The organism is Methylotuvimicrobium sp. KM1, assembly GCF_044788715.1.
In the GTDB taxonomy this organism is placed as follows: Bacteria; Pseudomonadota; Gammaproteobacteria; order Methylococcales; family Methylomonadaceae; genus Methylotuvimicrobium.
On the sequence record NZ_CP173170.1, the window covers coordinates 4491178 to 4506790 of the forward strand.

Genomic DNA, 15613 nt, shown 5'->3' on the forward strand with positions numbered 1-15613 from the left:
TATTGCCGTCACGAAAAACCATGAGTCAAAAAAAATTAAGCCTACAGGAACAACTGCTTAAGTCGGGCCTTGCCAGCGACACCAAGGCTAAACAAATCCGAGCCGAGAAACGTAAACAACCCAAAAAGAATGCCCATGCAGCTGCGGAGCAAACTCGACTTGAGATACAAAAAGCTAAAACGGAACAACAAGAGAAAGACCGCCTGCTTAATCAACTAAAAAAAGAGGAAACGGAACGTAAACAGCTAGCTGCGCAGATCAAACAATTGGTCGAACAGCATAAGTTTGCGCAAAGCAATGACGGCCTAAAATACAATTTTAACGATAACGGCAAAGTTAAATCGGTATATGTTTCGGAGTTCGTACGAAATCAAATCGTTAATGGCCGCGCGGCAATCGTGATTTGCGAAAAACAATATCAAATCGTACCGCTCGAAATTGCCCAAAAAATCGAACAACGCTTACCCGGCGTGATCGTTTTAATCAACGAGCCCCCTAAACAACCCGAGGCTGACGACCCCTATGCCGATTATCAAATACCGGACGATTTGATTTGGTGATTTTCCCTTGAAGTAGAAATATTTGATGCAACAAAATCACCAGCTAACGCTCAAACAATCTCACAATAAATTTAACCGGGAGAAAGCAAGATGAACAATAATTGTTATTTAAAATACGCAGGCATGTTAGGGTTACCGTTAGCCATGCTAACGCTGGGAATTTCAACGGCGACCGCGCAAACTCAAGGCAAATTCGACAGAAAGCTATTATTAGAACAACAGATCGAATTACCGTCGAATACTGTCAATGCCAAGACAATCAAAGTTACCATTCCGGCAGGCTTCAAAACACCGGACCATACCCACGACGGCCCTGGCCCTCGCTATGTCATCAAAGGCAAATTAAAAGTCATCGAAGGCGATAAAACGGGAGTTTATTCGGCTGGTGACGTCTTCTGGGAATCCGGCGATGTTATGTCGGTGGAAAATGTCGGTAAAGGCTCCGCCGAATTGATCATTTTCGAACTCGCGCAACCGAAACAACCCGAGAAAAAATAACAAGAACCACCTCGGTTCGATCGACCATACCGGGAGCAAATCGATGCCCCTGGTTTGGTCATAAGAAAACAGCTATCAGCTTATAAAAAGCATTTTTTATTCACGAAAATATTCCTTGGCTGGACGGGGTTTGTAACACCCATGCGCATCAAGCTCTTTCCCAAGCTCCAGCTTGGGAAAGACACCCCGGAAGCTCCAGCTTCCTGAACAGGTTGCCCAAGCTGGAACTTGGGTAACAGCATATTTTTAGTCTTTGTGACCTCGATGCCATTTAGTGTAACTTGATATTCTCGGCCTCGAAATCGCGATCTGGGGATCGCTCCCACAAGGAGGCGGATGCTCTGTGGGAGCGACGCCTTCATCGGCCCTCACCTAACGCTAGGAGAGGGGAAGCCACTGATGCTCGACACCCACGGCTTATGTCGAAGCCCTCGAAGCGACCTAAATTCAATGTAGGGGCGATTTTAATCGCCCAGGCGAATAAATTTAACCCTAAATGAAAATTCGGCAATTCAATAAGTTAATTTTAGCGACATCCTTAGCTTAATGCGTATGGGTTGTAACCCCGTCCTAAACGTTACCTACATGGATGTAGGTAAGGGGCGTGAGCAGGAGCAGAAGTAGAAGCTTTTCAAAGTAGAAGCTTTTCAACCGAGGTCAAAGCAGATCAAAACGTTCGGGGCAGGTTAAATAACCCGATCCGCGTATGGGATCAAGCAATACACAACTCACCGCTTACTGCTTACCACTCACTACTTACCATCATCTACTTTCCGCTAATCATTGCGACAAGCCGGTCCACATCGAGTCGATCGAACGGCCAACAAAGCTCAATACCGGAGTCCTCGTGCAACAACACCGGAATGCGTATTGCGTAACGTTCCTGCCATTGCGTTTGCTCGGCTATATCGATCGACTCAATCTCGATATCATTATTATCAGCCAGATAACTATTCAGAATTTCCTCCGCTTGCTCGCATAAATGGCAGCCTTGCGTGCCGAACAGCATCAACTTAGGAACGAGCATGAAATAACTTCGACAATTGTTGAAGGGGGGGTCCATGGCTCGATTGACAGGCATCGGCGGCAGGGAGCCGCCGTCAAGCCTACATGGACGTATTCACGGCGTCCTGTCAAGCGAGTGACTGAACCACCGCAAAACCTACTACTTATAGACGTTATTTTGCACATATTCCTTAGTCATGATGCTTGCTGATTTTATCGAGAAAACCCATCAACAGCGCAGAAATTACCAGCGTTAAATGCACAGCGACATACCATAAAATCTTGTCATTGTCGGTCGCCTGTATGTTCATAAAGACCTTCAATAAATGAATCGACGAGATCGCGACAATCGACGAAGCCAGCTTGATTTTTAGAGAACCGTAATCATGCGTTCCAAGCCAATCCAGCTTTTCGGTCGACAAACCGATATCCATTTGCGAAACGAAATTTTCGTAACCACTGAACATCACGATGATGACTAGACTGCCGACCAGCGTCAGATCTATCAAGGTCAATAACTTCAAGGTCAAATTCGCCTCATCCATCTCAAGAATATGAGGGACAAAATGAATGATCTCCTGAAAAAATTTTACCGATATTGCTAACAAGGCTACGCTCATGCCTAGATACACCGGCGCCAAAATCCAGCGACTCGCATACATGATGCGCTCGATTGCGCGTTCAATCATAGAAAGATCCTCAGTGATGCAAATGCGCGGACAACCACCGCTCAGCAACTTCCTTGGCGATGCCTTTTCGGCTCGCATAATCTTCGAGTTGATCGTGATCGATCTTGCCGACATTGAAATACTGCGCTTCCGGATGCGAAAAATACCAGCCGCTGACCGCCGAAGCCGGATACATCGCATAACTCTCGGTCAACTCGATTCCGGTCGTCGCAGTGACATTGAGCAACTCGAACAATTTGCTCTTTTCGGTATGATCCGGACAAGCCGGATAACCCGGAGCCGGCCTTATGCCTTGATAAGATTCAGCGATCAACTCCTCGTTACGGTATTGTTCGTCTTTTGCATAACCCCAAAAATCCTTTCTAACCGCTTCATGCATATACTCGGCGAAGGCTTCGGCCAATCGGTCCGCCAAGGCCTTTAGCATGATCGAACTGTAATCATCAAGATCTTTTTCGAATTCTTCGAGCTTAGCTTCGATACCGATGCCGGTCGTTACCGCAAAGCCACCCAGATAATCGGTCTTGCCGCTGTCGATAGGCGCGATGAAATCGGACAAACAATAATTCGGTCGCCCCGGCGCCTTGACACTTTGCTGCCGCAAATGATGCAAAATTTCTCGCTTTTCAAGACGCGAATCGTCTTTATATAAAATAATGTCGTCGCCGTCGCTGTTGGCCGGGTAGAACCCGATAACGGCACAAGCCTGAAGCCATTCTTCGTTGATGATTTTTTTCAACATCACTTGTGCGTCGTCGAACAGCTTTCTAGCTTCTTCGCCGATGACTCGGTCTTCGAAAATATCGGGATATTTACCGGCCAATTCCCAGGTATGAAAGAACGGCGTCCAATCGATATACCAAACCAACGTATCGAGAGGAAAGCGATCGATGACTTTATTGCCTAAAAAGGTGGGCTTGACCGGCTCGAAATCGGTCCAATTGAATTTATTGCGTCTCGCCTTCTCAATGCTATGTTGCTTGGTTTTGGCTTTACGCCCCTGATGCCTTTCCCGAACCTCCTTGTATTCTTCCTTGATTTTTTGGGTAAATGCCTCCTTGGAGTCGTCGCTGACCAAATGACTAGCCACACCGACGCTTCTGGAGGCATCGGCGACATAAACAACCGGACCATGATAGTTAGGCTCGATCTTGACCGCAGTATGGGCTCTTGAGGTCGTTGCGCCGCCGATCATCAACGGAATGTCGAAGCCTTGACGCTCCATTTCCTTGGCCATATGCACCATTTCATCGAGAGAAGGCGTAATCAAGCCGCTAAGACCGATGATATCGACCTTTTGGTCCCGCGCGGTTTGCAATATCTTCTCGGCCGGCACCATCACTCCCAAGTCGATAACCTGAAAATTATTGCATTGCAGCACCACGCCGACAATGTTCTTGCCGATATCATGCACGTCGCCTTTGACGGTGGCCATCAGTATTTTGCCGTTAGTCTGCATTTCGCCGTCTTGCTCAGCCTCCATGAACGGCATCAAATACGCGACCGCTTTTTTCATGACCCGCGCCGACTTGACCACTTGCGGCAAAAACATTTTGCCGGCTCCGAACAAATCGCCGACCACATTCATGCCATCCATCAACGCGCCTTCGATCACATGCAGCGGCTTTTCGGCTTCCTGTCGTGCCTGCTCGGTATCTTCGTCGATGAAATCGGCAATCCCTTTAACCAGGGCATGTTCGAGCCTTTTAGTAACCGGCCAACTTCGCCATTCCAGCTCTTCTGGTTTGGCTGCCGTACTGCCGTCGCCGCGATATTTTTCAGCTAACTCAAGCAAGCGTTCGGTCGCGTGATTGTTGCGATTGAGCACCACATCCTCAACCGCATCGCGCAATTCCAACGGAATATCTTCATAGATCGCCAATTGCCCGGCATTGACGATACCCATGTCCATGCCGGCCTTGATCGCATGATATAAAAATACCGCATGTATCGCCTCGCGGACCGGATTGTTTCCTCGGAACGAAAAAGACACGTTTGACACGCCGCCCGATACAAGGGCATGCGGTAGCGTCTGTTTGATCTCGCGAGTCGCCTCGATGAAATCCATGCCGTAGTTATTGTGCTCATCGATACCGGTTGCAATCGCAAAGATATTCGGATCGAAAATAATATCCTCGGCCGGAAAATTCAACTGCTCGGTCAGAATACGATAAGCCCGACTGCAGATTTCGACTTTTCTATCACGCGTATCGGCTTGGCCTTGTTCGTCGAAAGCCATCACGATTGCAGCCGCACCATAGCGACGAATCAACTTGGCATGCTGTATAAATGCTTCCTCACCTTCTTTCAGCGAGATAGAATTGACGATGCCCTTGCCTTGAATGCATTTCAATCCGGCTTCAAGAATCTCCCATTTCGACGAGTCGAGCATGATCGGCACCTTGGCGATATCAGGTTCGGCCGCGATCAAGCTGAGAAAGCGCACCATCGCTTCTTTCGATTCCAGCATGCCTTCGTCCATGTTGATATCAATGATTTGCGCGCCGTTTTCGACCTGATCCTTGGCGATTTCCAATGCGGTTTCAAAATCGCCTTCGACAACTAAACGCTTGAATTTCGCCGAACCGGTCACGTTGGTCCTTTCGCCGACATTGACGAATAACGAATCCGGCCCGATATTCATCGGCTCCAGACCGGCCAGGCGGCATTGCTTTTCAATAACGGGAACGACTCTCGGCGGGTATTGCTTGACCGCCTCGACAATCGCTTTGATATGCTCAGGCGACGTACCGCAGCAGCCGCCGATGATATTCAAATAACCGTTCGCGGCCCAATCGGCCAATTCCAAGGCCATATCTTCCGGAGATTCGTCGTATTCGCCGAACTCGTTCGGCAAGCCCGCATTCGGATGAGCCGATACATGCGTATCGGCGATCGATGATAATTCCTCGATATGCTGCCTGAGCTCTTTAGCACCTAAGGCACAGTTGAAGCCGAACGAAATCGGCTCGATATGACTGAGTGAATTCCAAAACGCCGCGACGGTTTGGCCCGACAGTGTTCTTCCCGAAGCATCGGTAATCGTGCCGGAAATCATGACCGGCAATTTATGGCCGAGTGCTTCGAAATATTGATCTACCGCGAAAACTGCCGCCTTAGCATTGAGCGTATCGAATACCGTTTCGATCAAAATAATATCGGCACCGCCGTCGATTAAGCCGCGTGTCGCTTCGGTATAAGCATCGACTAAAGTATCAAAATCGATATTACGAAAACCGGGATCGTTGACATCGGGCGACATCGATGCGGTCCGGTTGGTCGGCCCCAATATGCCGGCAACGAAGCGCGGCTTTTCAGGTGTTTTATGACTATATTCATCAGCGGCTTGTCTAGCTAGACGCGCCGATTCCAAATTGATCTCATAGGCCAATGATTCCATTTTATAATCGGCCATCGCAATTTGTGTCGCGTTAAAGGTATTGGTCTCGATAATATCGCAGCCGACCTCAAGATAAGCGCAATGAATCGCTTTAATAATGTCCGGCTGAGTCAAAGACAGCAGGTCATTGTTACCTTTTAGATCGACAGCCCAGTCCGAAAAACGCTTGCCCCGATAATCTTTTTCTTCCAATTTGTAGCTTTGAATCATCGTGCCCATCGCGCCATCTAAAAATAGGATACTTTGGGACAGTCTTTTTTTAAAATTTTCTAATTTACTCATGTACTTACATGCTAGAAGTTAAATAAGGGCGTAGCACCCGGATAAAGCTTGGCTTGACAAGCTGTCGCGCCGCATTATGCTTAACGGATTTTTAGGGAGATGATTATGTCGAAACCGACGATACTCAATGTAATAAAAAGCGTTTTCGCCGCCGCAGTCGGCATACAAAGCGACAAAAATAGACAACGGGATTTCGAACACGGCAACTTATCCACTTACATCATTGTCGGCATTATTTTTACTGTTCTTTTTGTCGCTCTTTTGGTATTGCTTGTTGCAAAAATTACCGGCTGATTAACAAAAAAGCCCAAGCAGGACTTGGGCTTTTTGCCTGGTAAAACGAGATACTATTCCGGTTTAAAGCTATTTTTGATCGAGACGAATAACTCTTTCATTCCGCTGAATAAATTAGAAGCTGTCAATGCTTCTTTGAGCATAAACTTAGTTCTAATAAAGGCAACGGCTAAGACGCCTAGAAGTGGAGGCATCAATTCAAACACAATGGACAATAGCGTTCCGGTAAACCCTTGAAATATCCCGTCCTTGGTTTTTCGGTCGCCGATGGAAGCCAAATCCCGCTCATATCCGCCTTCGAAGCCGCCGCCTTTAAAAGTCTCGAGTAAAAACACATTGAAATAAACCGCCGTGAATTGAACCGCTAAAAAAACGACAGAGCACAAAACTACCCAAAAAAGGGTTTTTTCCACTTTAGCTCGCGAAGCTGACTGGTAGACCCAAACGGCCACCAGAATCATAACAATACCACCAATCATTGCACACCCTCCTGTTTTAGTTATTATTTTTTAGTTAAAAAGAAAAAGAGATAGGTACACTTCAAAATCATATCCGAATTCGATTTTTCGATAACTTTGCAGGATTCGTATTTTTCACGCCCGGGAGTCGATTGCTTTCTAATCATGCCATCTTCGACAGAATATTTTAATGCTACTTCAAACGTCTTGGTTCGCCCATAGTTATCAATCGACTTGGTATTCAATACCCCGTCACTTTTAAAATCCCACTCGATACTCAAGTCTTTTTTCTCTCCCTCTAATTTGGCGGCTTCCGCATAGAGATTCCATTTCCCCAGAATTTCAGACTGATCTTTTAATAAGACTTCCGCATTCGCTGCAAAAGCCAACAAAACAGCGGGCCATATTGCATGTATTCTCTTTGTTATATTCATTTTCCCACCTTTTTACTTTGATTTTATAAGTCTTTTAGATTATAACACACACCCAGTGCTACTCTAGTTTTTACATTCTCCTAACGTATTGTGCATCGCTTTAAAATATCAACATTAAACTTGACATTAGCTGTGTCTAAAGTATCATTGATGGCTCATTTGCTATGTCTATAGCATTTTCTAAAATATAAAAACACAGGTAGGACACTCATGGGTGCGATCTTAGATTTGACTGAAATGTTAAAAGAACCAGCTGGCATGGTCGGCGCGATTGTCGTTATCGCAGCCGGTTACTTCTTAGTAAAATGGGTTTTTGCTGAGCCTAACGACGAAGACAAATAAACTAACAGCCCCGTTAGTTTAAAAAAGATCACAAGGCCGCCCCTGCTAATTCTGACAAGCATTAGAGGCGGCCTTTGTTTTTTCTACCCATCCCCAAGCTAAATACCTTATAATTTATACATTTATTCAGCATAATGCTTTAGTAAATGTATCATTTTATTTTCACCAAGCTTTACCAACTGCACAATAAACCTGCGCCAGCTACTGGCATCGGCTTATTCCGACTGCTCTACGGCATCGTATTATTTCAAGAAATCTGCTTCTTATTATATTTCCATCATCTAATATTCGACCCGATTCCTTACATTGACGTTGAATTCCCGCTCATTCCTTTTTTTCTTTGTCTCTGGGCGGCGGCGGCTTTATTCATAATCGTTGGCTACCAATGCCAAAACGCATTAATTGCAAGCTACCTTTTTTGGATCGTCTTTGTACAATTCACCCCCATGCAACGCGACTTTGACGGCGGATTTGATGCATTCATGACCGGATCAGGATTTTTTTTACTCTTCATGCCGACCGACAAAGCCTTTGCGCTCGATCAATTAAGGTTAAAACTCAGCACACCCTTTCGCCATTACTCTCAACACCCGAAACCTACTGTTTCAAGCCTGAGCTACCACCTTCCCGTTTTTATCTGCCTAGGCTTTCTTTATTTCGACTCGGCAATTCATAAATTATTTGCCGAACACTGGCGAAACGGCCTAGGGGCCTGGCTTCCCTCCACACAACCATATTATGTATCCGCGATCAATATGTCCTGGCTTCTAAACCAGGAAATCTTACAAAAGACGATTGGCTATATCATTATTGTGTTCCAATTTAGCTTTATATTCTTTTTTTCAAACCGCTACTTACGTCCCATCTACTTATTCATTGGCATTGGCTTACACCTTGGTATAACGATTTCTTTAAATATTTATCCGTTTGGCCTTGGCATGCTCATTTTTTACAGTTTACTGATCCCTTTTTCATGGTGGCGTTGCTTAGCCAAAGCCCTTCGACCCACTCAGCCTTTATTACTGATCTACTACGACAAAGACTGCCCTTTATGCAATCGCACTGCATTAACGGTCAATCATTTCGATATTTTTAAATGCATTGAATTTAAAGACGCTCAAACTTTTTCAAATAAACAACCCGCACTATCTGCCCTACCATTGGATACCTTGCTGACCGATCTTTATTCAGTCGATGAAAACGGCAAAGTTTATAACGGCATCAACACCTACATCCAGATTCTAATGAAAATGCGCTATCCATTTTTAATTGGCTGGCTACTACGAACCCCTGGCATTCATCATCTAGCCAGAGCTATTTATCGCAACATAGCCGACAACAGACAGCGCATACCATGCAATCAAGACTGCACGATTCCAAACACAACCCAATTCAAATTACACAGCTTTTATGGCCGTTTTTTTGAGACCGACAACCTTCAATCACGAAGAAATTTAAAAACACTAACCAAAGCCGTTTTTATCATTTGTCTACTACAAATTAATAGCTCCATTCACTACGGACTACTATACCGGCTTAATGTCGACACACGCAGCAACCCTTTAATGATTGCACTGACTCAAGCCAGCAATTCCATTTTATTACTATCCCACTCATTCATCGGCATAACACCCCACGCCCTTTATTTACACGACCATTTTGAAGGGTATGACTCGTTACTCGCAATCACCTACACCAACGATAACGGTGATGAAGCCTGGTTACCGTTCATCAACCAAGAAGGACGGATATTAGCCCCTCACTGGGGACGCGTTCACTCAATGTGGGCCAATATCGCCGTCACACCGAATATTGACGCCACCAGACTTAACAAGCTGATCATGAAAATTACTGCATACTGGGCACATAGACTCCATCTAGACCTTGATAACGCGCTGTTCACGATCAAGATTAAGAAAAATTCAGCGCCGTCCTATTGGGTTTATGACTTGCTCAATAAAAACCTCAGCGGAGAATGGTCAAGCCTTGGCACAGTCCAGTGGAAACAGCAGCAATTTCATAGCAATTTAAACCAAATGTTGCTGGATAATCTCTCTACTCAATCAAGTTACTGGCCCACCTTAACACCCGAATAACGACAAGCCTTTGCCATTGCGATTGAACCATACCTTTCGCACTTCAGATTTCGGCAGCGCTCAAGGAGGAGACGGGCTGCTCGATCCCTCACCTAACGCTAGGTGAGGGACTGGCATAGACCCTACATGGGACGGTTTCACGGCGTCCTTTGTCGCCCCCCCTCCGGCGCCTAATTTTGATCTACGATAGGTATAAATACCGACACTACCGTTCATTAATTTTCAACTAATGCGACAACTACGTTGACATTTACCGCAAGAGTTTTCACCAAACTGTTGCGTGATTTATAAACTGGACATACCCATTGCTTAATCAAGAACCGACACAATTAGCAATAATTTTTATTTTTTTATAACAACAACTTATTTACATACTTATCTATTTTTTTATCAATTTACCGCTCCATTTCATTTATAACTTCTCCACTCATTTTAATTTAAATGTTGCATAGAATTTTTTGCCATGATATAAAAATACCGTGCTAAACATTTAGTACTGTAATTTTATTAATATAAAAATAAATTCTTTTGGAGGATAGTATGAAAAAAGTTTTATCACTTTTAGCTATGGCATTAATGATTGTTGGCTTAACAGGCTGCCTGGACGATCCCGATAGCTCCAAACAAAAAGTTGAAAATACAACTATTAGATTGTAAGATCTGAATTTATGAACCCGGCTTATTTTCTAATAAGCTGGGTTCATACTAGCAACTCAATCTACTTTTCATACCCGCGCTTTACCCCCCGTCATTTCCCCTCCTTTTTTACAGAAACTTTCTGTCTTTTTTCCAGTCTCCTTTATTACTCATACAACTCTTTTTTCTAATTTATATTTGCAGCACTTGCTTAGCTTTTAGCACTCACCACAAACAAACTGCTATTTCTTAACCTCAGTTAGGGATAATAGATCCTATAGCCCTACATAAGACAGACAACTATACCTTTCGCACTTCAAATTTCGGCAGTGCCGGAGGAGGCCTCGGGGTGCCCGTCAAAGGACGCCGTGAATACGTCCATGTAGGCCCTATGCCAGCTCCATGCTGGCAAAGCCTTTACCGAGCACCCCGAGGCCGAATTTTCATCTACGATGAGTATAACGCTACGGCTTTTATTCGAATTCAAGCCGCATAACCGTTTCATGCACACTCCCAGGTTAACCCTAAAAAGAGCCGCCGGCATGCGTTGTAGACCGTTCGTGCCGGGCTAAGAAATCGAAGCATGAAGGAATTAAAACACTTTCATAAGCTTGGTTAAATTTCAAACTACCCCTTGCTCTTTCGTTGATCCCAGGGCGAACGACAGCTTGAGACACTTAAATTCTCTTTTTAGGTTTATGCTCGAAAATGTTAACTTTATAAAGACATGGGCCGTGGCTAGCGAAGATCTAGGCAACAGGACATATTTTTGCCCCCATCCAAAATCAGCATTCATCCAGCAACTAAACTCCATCGGTCATTAATTTAAGCCGGGTTATTTAGGCTATGTATCCCCCTGTGTCAGGATAGTTGAAACTACCGGAAGCACTTATATAATCCAAGTGAATTGCAGGGTTCGCGGACCGACAGCCGAGTGCGGATTGGAACGCCAAAGGCACACGAAGTGTGAGCCCCATAAGCGCCAACTTAAGCAACTAAGTGATTAATTAAGCAGTAGGATGGAGGAGCGAAGCGGAAACCCATCATGGGCACCCGCAAACGGTAAAAACGTTACGGAAGGGTTTATAAACCCCGTCCTGCGATAGCAACTGCGTCTGGTTGAAAAACGATGGGTTTCGGCTTCCGCCTCTACCCATCCTACGCAAAATTGGCCATGCAGGAAGGTCTGTGCAGAGCAGTAGCCTGGGTAGTAGCGAAACGGAAATCCATCATTTTGTGGCTACACTCTTATTTTTCAACTATGAATCAATGTATTGCGCCTTAAGTTGGCGCCTATGAGTGTGCCCCCTCCTATTACGACGTTGTATTGGAAAGTAATTATTTTGCCTATTTCCTAAATGCCTTTTTTAATAGGCAAGAGAGCAACCTCAACTTCCAACGCGAACATAGCCTTTCGGAAGGGCTCTCCTTAGCCCTCCTAAAACAAGCGGCAACCCTGCCGCTCCCTTAGCGGCTATTTTGTCAAAATGCCAGCAGCCTAACGGGCCGTAGGGCATACGCATCAAGCTAAAAAGGACCAACCCACATCACGCTCTTTCCCAAGCTCCAGCTCTCATCGTTATACATAAGTCAAAAATTACTGTTTTGCAATCTTAGCTAATGAGTCTTCGATACCATTTTTTGTCGCCCAACGTTCCCGACTTCGAAATCGCGACCTGGGGATCGCTCCCACAGAGCATCCGCCTCCCCTTGTGGGAGCGACGCCTTCGTCGCGATTTCGAAGCCACTGATGTTCAATATCCGCAGATTTATCAAACAGCACCGTTTCCAGGTATACGACGAACTCTGTTTAGCAAGTTTACCGATACTTGTGTATAACGATGAGAGCTGGAGCTTGGGAAAGACATCCCGGAAGCTCCCCCTTCGACAAGACCCTCTTAAGCGCAGCCGAAGGGCTCAGGGCAAGAGCTTCCTGAGACCGACACAAACTCCGCACACTGTCAACCAACCCTAACTCACTCGTTCAAGCTTTCTTGATTGTCGGGAAGCTAGAGCTTCTGGAACAGGTTACCTAAGCTGGAAACTTGGGTAACAGCATAAAACACACGAGACCACGTCAAACTAACGGCGGTACTGCTTTGGTACGCTCAAACGCCCCCTACAGCCATCAAGTTTCTAGATTCTCGAACATAGCCTCTCACATCAGCAATTCCCAATTTAAGAATAAAAAAGGGTGCGAAGTGTGCTTGCCGAGGATGTAGGCGGCAGGGGCAGATTTTTGCCCCTTACAAAATCTGCATCCACCCAGCACCTAAATTCCATTGATCATTGGCAATGACCTATAAAATTAAAGTGCTGGATTAAAGCGGGACTGAGGTTTTTTTATTTAATAACCTCCAAGCCACTCGGCAACCGCTGAGCGCCAAGAACGCCTTGACTGCAGAAAATACAGGAACACTGTCTACCACCCTGCGCCAGACCTTGTCGCTTAAAGTATCACCTGCCGACACCCTACCTCCTGCATCCTTGTAATCGTCTTTTACAATGAGGGGAGACCTAATACACACAATTTAAGCGATAGGCTTATTCTCCTCTTCGACAGGCACGTTCAACCGCTTACACTCCGAATTACTGCAACCTTCCCTTGGACTTGCCAATTAATTACTAATTTCTTGCGCAATCAAACCAAAAAACAACTACCCAATACGATAACAACACGCATAAAAAAGCCCCCGTATTTTTCAACACGGGGGCTTTAACCCTACTTAGTCTATATAATAACTAGACCAAGCTATTCATTAGATGAATGTTGGGATCAATGGAGCATCTACCATTGTCATTTGACGGTTGCCGTCTTCGTCGATGAAGAACAACAGACCCGCGAAACGGCTGTCTGGATCGTAGATCAAGTCAGCTAAACGGTAAACTTCCCATGCTGCGTCAGAAGCAGTAACGTCAACAGTTCTTGTTTCGCCTGGAGCAAGTGGGCTGTTATCGCTAACAGACAAACCTTCTTCGGCTAACAAGTCATCTGGATAGTTAGTGTCGTCTTCATATACATCAGCATCCAAGAAACGAACAGAAGCTGTGTTGAACTCAGCCAAACGAACTGCAGAATCACCGTTGTTAGTGATTTCCAAAGTCATTTGCATTGCACGACCTGGTACACGGTAAGAAGCATCAACAACTTTTACAGAAACTGTAGGTTGTGGAAGTTCCAAAGATTTAATACCGCGCATCAAACCTGCTTGCAATGGAGTCGTAACAGGATATTTCTCGTTGGCTTGACCCATTGAGATAGCAACGATTGCCATAGTACCGGCAGCGAAAGCCATACCAACTTTTTTATCAGTTGGAGTGATCAAAGAATCGGCTTTACCAGCATCAACAGCTATTCTGCGTGGAATGAATACAGGCTTGCGACACCAGTATACCATCCAAGCTACACCCAAAACGTACCAGAACAAGTGCCATCCATAGACACCGTCTAATGCGTAAGTTTCCAGATCAATGGTTTCACCAGTCAATGTAGTGATTGGGTTTTTGAAATCGCCCATACTACCAGTAATAGTTACCCATTTACCTGGACCAATGATTGGACCACCGCCTTCAACGTTCATCATAGTGTGAACGTGCCAGTCACCTGGACGACGTGCTTTCAACAAAACTTTAAATTCATAAGTTTCGCCCAATTCCAGAGATACTGAACGTGGAACCAGTTGACCACCGATCCAAGAACCTGCACGAATAAATACAGGACCAGGAATACCGATGTTCAAGAAAGCAACTTCTGGTTTATCGACAGTTTCAGGCCATCCCGCGAATACGTGGAATTTACCTGAAATTGACATGGTTTCATTGACAGAAACCATATCTTTTGACCAGTTCAAGTCAAACCAGTGAATGGTCCGCATACGCATGAATGCCGCCTGTGATTTCTCACCATGAGCAGATGCTGTCGGAGTGTAAAACATCGCTGCTGTTACAGATACCAGCAGTGCGACAAAGGACAATTTAGCAACTTTGTCTTTTATTATTTTCATATATCCTCCTCTATTACAGAGAATTAATAGTTTTATAAGCATCCGGTAGATTCGAAATGAATATACCGCGGTTTTTTGATTATTAAGTTTGTATCAAGAACCTTGTACAAATTTTTCACTTCCGAACCAGCTTCCGAAGAAGTGCCACAAGAAGTAAATCAAGATACTTACGAAACCAGAGAAGAACGCTGATACTGGAGCAACGTCTTTACCGAATGTTCTCAGTGTACCTTTTTCAACCATACGAATGTACTCAGGAGTACCGGTTCTAACATAGTGGTAACCTTGAAGGTCAGCCAGAGTCATCATCATGCCGTTGTATTCAACAGGAACATGCAATGGAGCAATGATTGGCCAGTTACCTGGATAGAACAGTAAGCCCCAAGCTAAACCACCGACAACCGCAGTCAGAGTCATGCTGTTAGAAAGCATCAAGATGACGTCTAATACGATCGCACCTGGCATCAGGTTAGATGGGAAAACGAAGTTTACTGGGAAGTATGTCCAGCCCCAGAAGTTGAAGTATCTGTTGATCCACTCACCGAGTAACAGACCTAAGATACACAAAGTTGCACCCCAAGCGATGCGATAGCGCCACCAAAGTACAGCTTGAACCGCAGCAGGGAATGTAATTGAAACGATTGGTGCTACAGTTACCCATAGACGTCTATCTTTCCAATCGGTCCAGAAATCCCAGTCACCGCCAGTCAACATATAGTGGATATGATAACCACCGAGAACAACAAAAAACGCCGTAAAGAGAATCATGTAGTCGAACGTACGAGAAACTTTGACAGCTTCTGCGCGTGAACGAACAGCTGATTGAGATGCGCTCATTAGCTTACCTCCTAAAGGATTTAAAAATTATTATTTATTTTTACTATTTTCTGTATCGCTTCTTCGGTAAAGAAGAAG

The 15613-nt window shown here is 45.1% G+C and carries 12 protein-coding genes; 5 read left to right on the forward strand and 7 right to left on the reverse strand.

Annotated features, from left to right (window positions below):
• Positions 1-20: 20 nt before the first annotated feature.
• Positions 21-560, forward strand: a complete 540-nt coding sequence (locus tag ACINK7_RS19565; RefSeq protein ID WP_404357908.1) for a DUF2058 domain-containing protein — start codon at positions 21-23, stop codon at positions 558-560.
• 90 nt (positions 561-650) lie between these two features.
• Positions 651-1058, forward strand: a complete 408-nt coding sequence (locus ACINK7_RS19570) for a cupin domain-containing protein (RefSeq protein WP_404357909.1) — start codon at positions 651-653, stop codon at positions 1056-1058.
• 766 nt (positions 1059-1824) lie between these two features.
• Here the strand turns inward: ACINK7_RS19570 and ACINK7_RS19575 are convergent.
• The 3 genes from ACINK7_RS19575 to metH all read right to left on the reverse strand — a co-directional run bounded on the left by ACINK7_RS19575 (position 1825) and on the right by metH (position 6434).
• Positions 1825-2085, reverse strand: coding sequence for a glutaredoxin family protein (locus ACINK7_RS19575; RefSeq protein ID WP_404357911.1), 261 nt, complete (start codon positions 2083-2085; stop codon positions 1825-1827).
• Positions 2086-2254: 169 nt separating this feature from the next.
• Positions 2255-2749, reverse strand: coding sequence for a TIGR00645 family protein (locus ACINK7_RS19580; RefSeq protein ID WP_404361484.1), 495 nt, complete (start codon positions 2747-2749; stop codon positions 2255-2257).
• Between the two features lie 13 nt (positions 2750-2762).
• Positions 2763-6434, reverse strand: a complete 3672-nt coding sequence (gene metH, locus ACINK7_RS19585; protein WP_404357913.1) for a methionine synthase — start codon at positions 6432-6434, stop codon at positions 2763-2765.
• Between the two features lie 105 nt (positions 6435-6539).
• Here metH and ACINK7_RS19590 point away from each other — a divergent pair, with 105 nt between their 5' ends.
• On the forward strand, positions 6540-6728 hold the full coding sequence (locus tag ACINK7_RS19590) for a DUF2970 domain-containing protein (protein WP_404357915.1): 189 nt from the start codon (positions 6540-6542) through the stop codon (positions 6726-6728).
• A gap of 53 nt (positions 6729-6781) precedes the next feature.
• Here the strand turns inward: ACINK7_RS19590 and ACINK7_RS19595 are convergent, their stop codons facing one another.
• Complete coding sequence (locus tag ACINK7_RS19595) at positions 6782-7207, reverse strand: hypothetical protein (protein ID WP_404357917.1); 426 nt, start codon at positions 7205-7207, stop codon at positions 6782-6784.
• 23 nt (positions 7208-7230) lie between these two features.
• Positions 7231-7620 (reverse strand): hypothetical protein, encoded by a 390-nt coding sequence (locus ACINK7_RS19600; RefSeq protein ID WP_404357919.1) that lies wholly within the window; start codon positions 7618-7620, stop codon positions 7231-7233.
• Positions 7621-7830: 210 nt separating this feature from the next.
• Between ACINK7_RS19600 and ACINK7_RS19605 the strand changes: the two genes are divergently transcribed.
• Positions 7831-7962, forward strand: a complete 132-nt coding sequence (locus ACINK7_RS19605; RefSeq protein ID WP_014147025.1) for a hypothetical protein — start codon at positions 7831-7833, stop codon at positions 7960-7962.
• A gap of 146 nt (positions 7963-8108) precedes the next feature.
• Complete coding sequence (locus ACINK7_RS19610) at positions 8109-10058, forward strand: DCC1-like thiol-disulfide oxidoreductase family protein (RefSeq protein WP_404357921.1); 1950 nt, start codon at positions 8109-8111, stop codon at positions 10056-10058.
• 3395 nt (positions 10059-13453) lie between these two features.
• On the opposite strand, the gene amoB is transcribed toward ACINK7_RS19610, so the two are convergent.
• Together amoB and amoA are read right to left on the reverse strand one after the other, a co-directional pair.
• Positions 13454-14698: a bacterial ammonia monooxygenase, subunit AmoB gene (gene amoB / locus ACINK7_RS19615; RefSeq protein WP_404357923.1), complete on the reverse strand. Its 1245-nt coding sequence runs from the start codon at positions 14696-14698 to the stop codon at positions 13454-13456.
• Between the two features lie 93 nt (positions 14699-14791).
• Positions 14792-15535: a bacterial ammonia monooxygenase, subunit AmoA gene (amoA, locus tag ACINK7_RS19620; protein ID WP_404357925.1), complete on the reverse strand. Its 744-nt coding sequence runs from the start codon at positions 15533-15535 to the stop codon at positions 14792-14794.
• Between the last annotated feature and the right edge of the window lie 78 nt (positions 15536-15613).

Excerpts from the sequence above, each read along its gene's own strand:
- ACINK7_RS19605 (WP_014147025.1), top strand. The coding sequence starts at position 7,831 with ATGGGTGCGATCTTAGATTTGACTGAAATGTTAAAAGAACCAGCTGGC.
- ACINK7_RS19600 (WP_404357919.1), bottom strand. The coding sequence starts at position 7,620 with ATGAATATAACAAAGAGAATACATGCAATATGGCCCGCTGTTTTGTTG.
- ACINK7_RS19565 (WP_404357908.1), top strand. The coding sequence starts at position 21 with ATGAGTCAAAAAAAATTAAGCCTACAGGAACAACTGCTTAAGTCGGGC.
- amoA (WP_404357925.1), bottom strand. The coding sequence starts at position 15,535 with ATGAGCGCATCTCAATCAGCTGTTCGTTCACGCGCAGAAGCTGTCAAA.
- amoB (WP_404357923.1), bottom strand. The coding sequence starts at position 14,698 with ATGAAAATAATAAAAGACAAAGTTGCTAAATTGTCCTTTGTCGCACTG.
- metH (WP_404357913.1), bottom strand. The coding sequence starts at position 6,434 with ATGAGTAAATTAGAAAATTTTAAAAAAAGACTGTCCCAAAGTATCCTA.
- ACINK7_RS19570 (WP_404357909.1), top strand. The coding sequence starts at position 651 with ATGAACAATAATTGTTATTTAAAATACGCAGGCATGTTAGGGTTACCG.
- ACINK7_RS19595 (WP_404357917.1), bottom strand. The coding sequence starts at position 7,207 with ATGATTGGTGGTATTGTTATGATTCTGGTGGCCGTTTGGGTCTACCAG.
- ACINK7_RS19590 (WP_404357915.1), top strand. The coding sequence starts at position 6,540 with ATGTCGAAACCGACGATACTCAATGTAATAAAAAGCGTTTTCGCCGCC.
- ACINK7_RS19610 (WP_404357921.1), top strand. The coding sequence starts at position 8,109 with ATGTATCATTTTATTTTCACCAAGCTTTACCAACTGCACAATAAACCT.
- ACINK7_RS19575 (WP_404357911.1), bottom strand. The coding sequence starts at position 2,085 with ATGCTCGTTCCTAAGTTGATGCTGTTCGGCACGCAAGGCTGCCATTTA.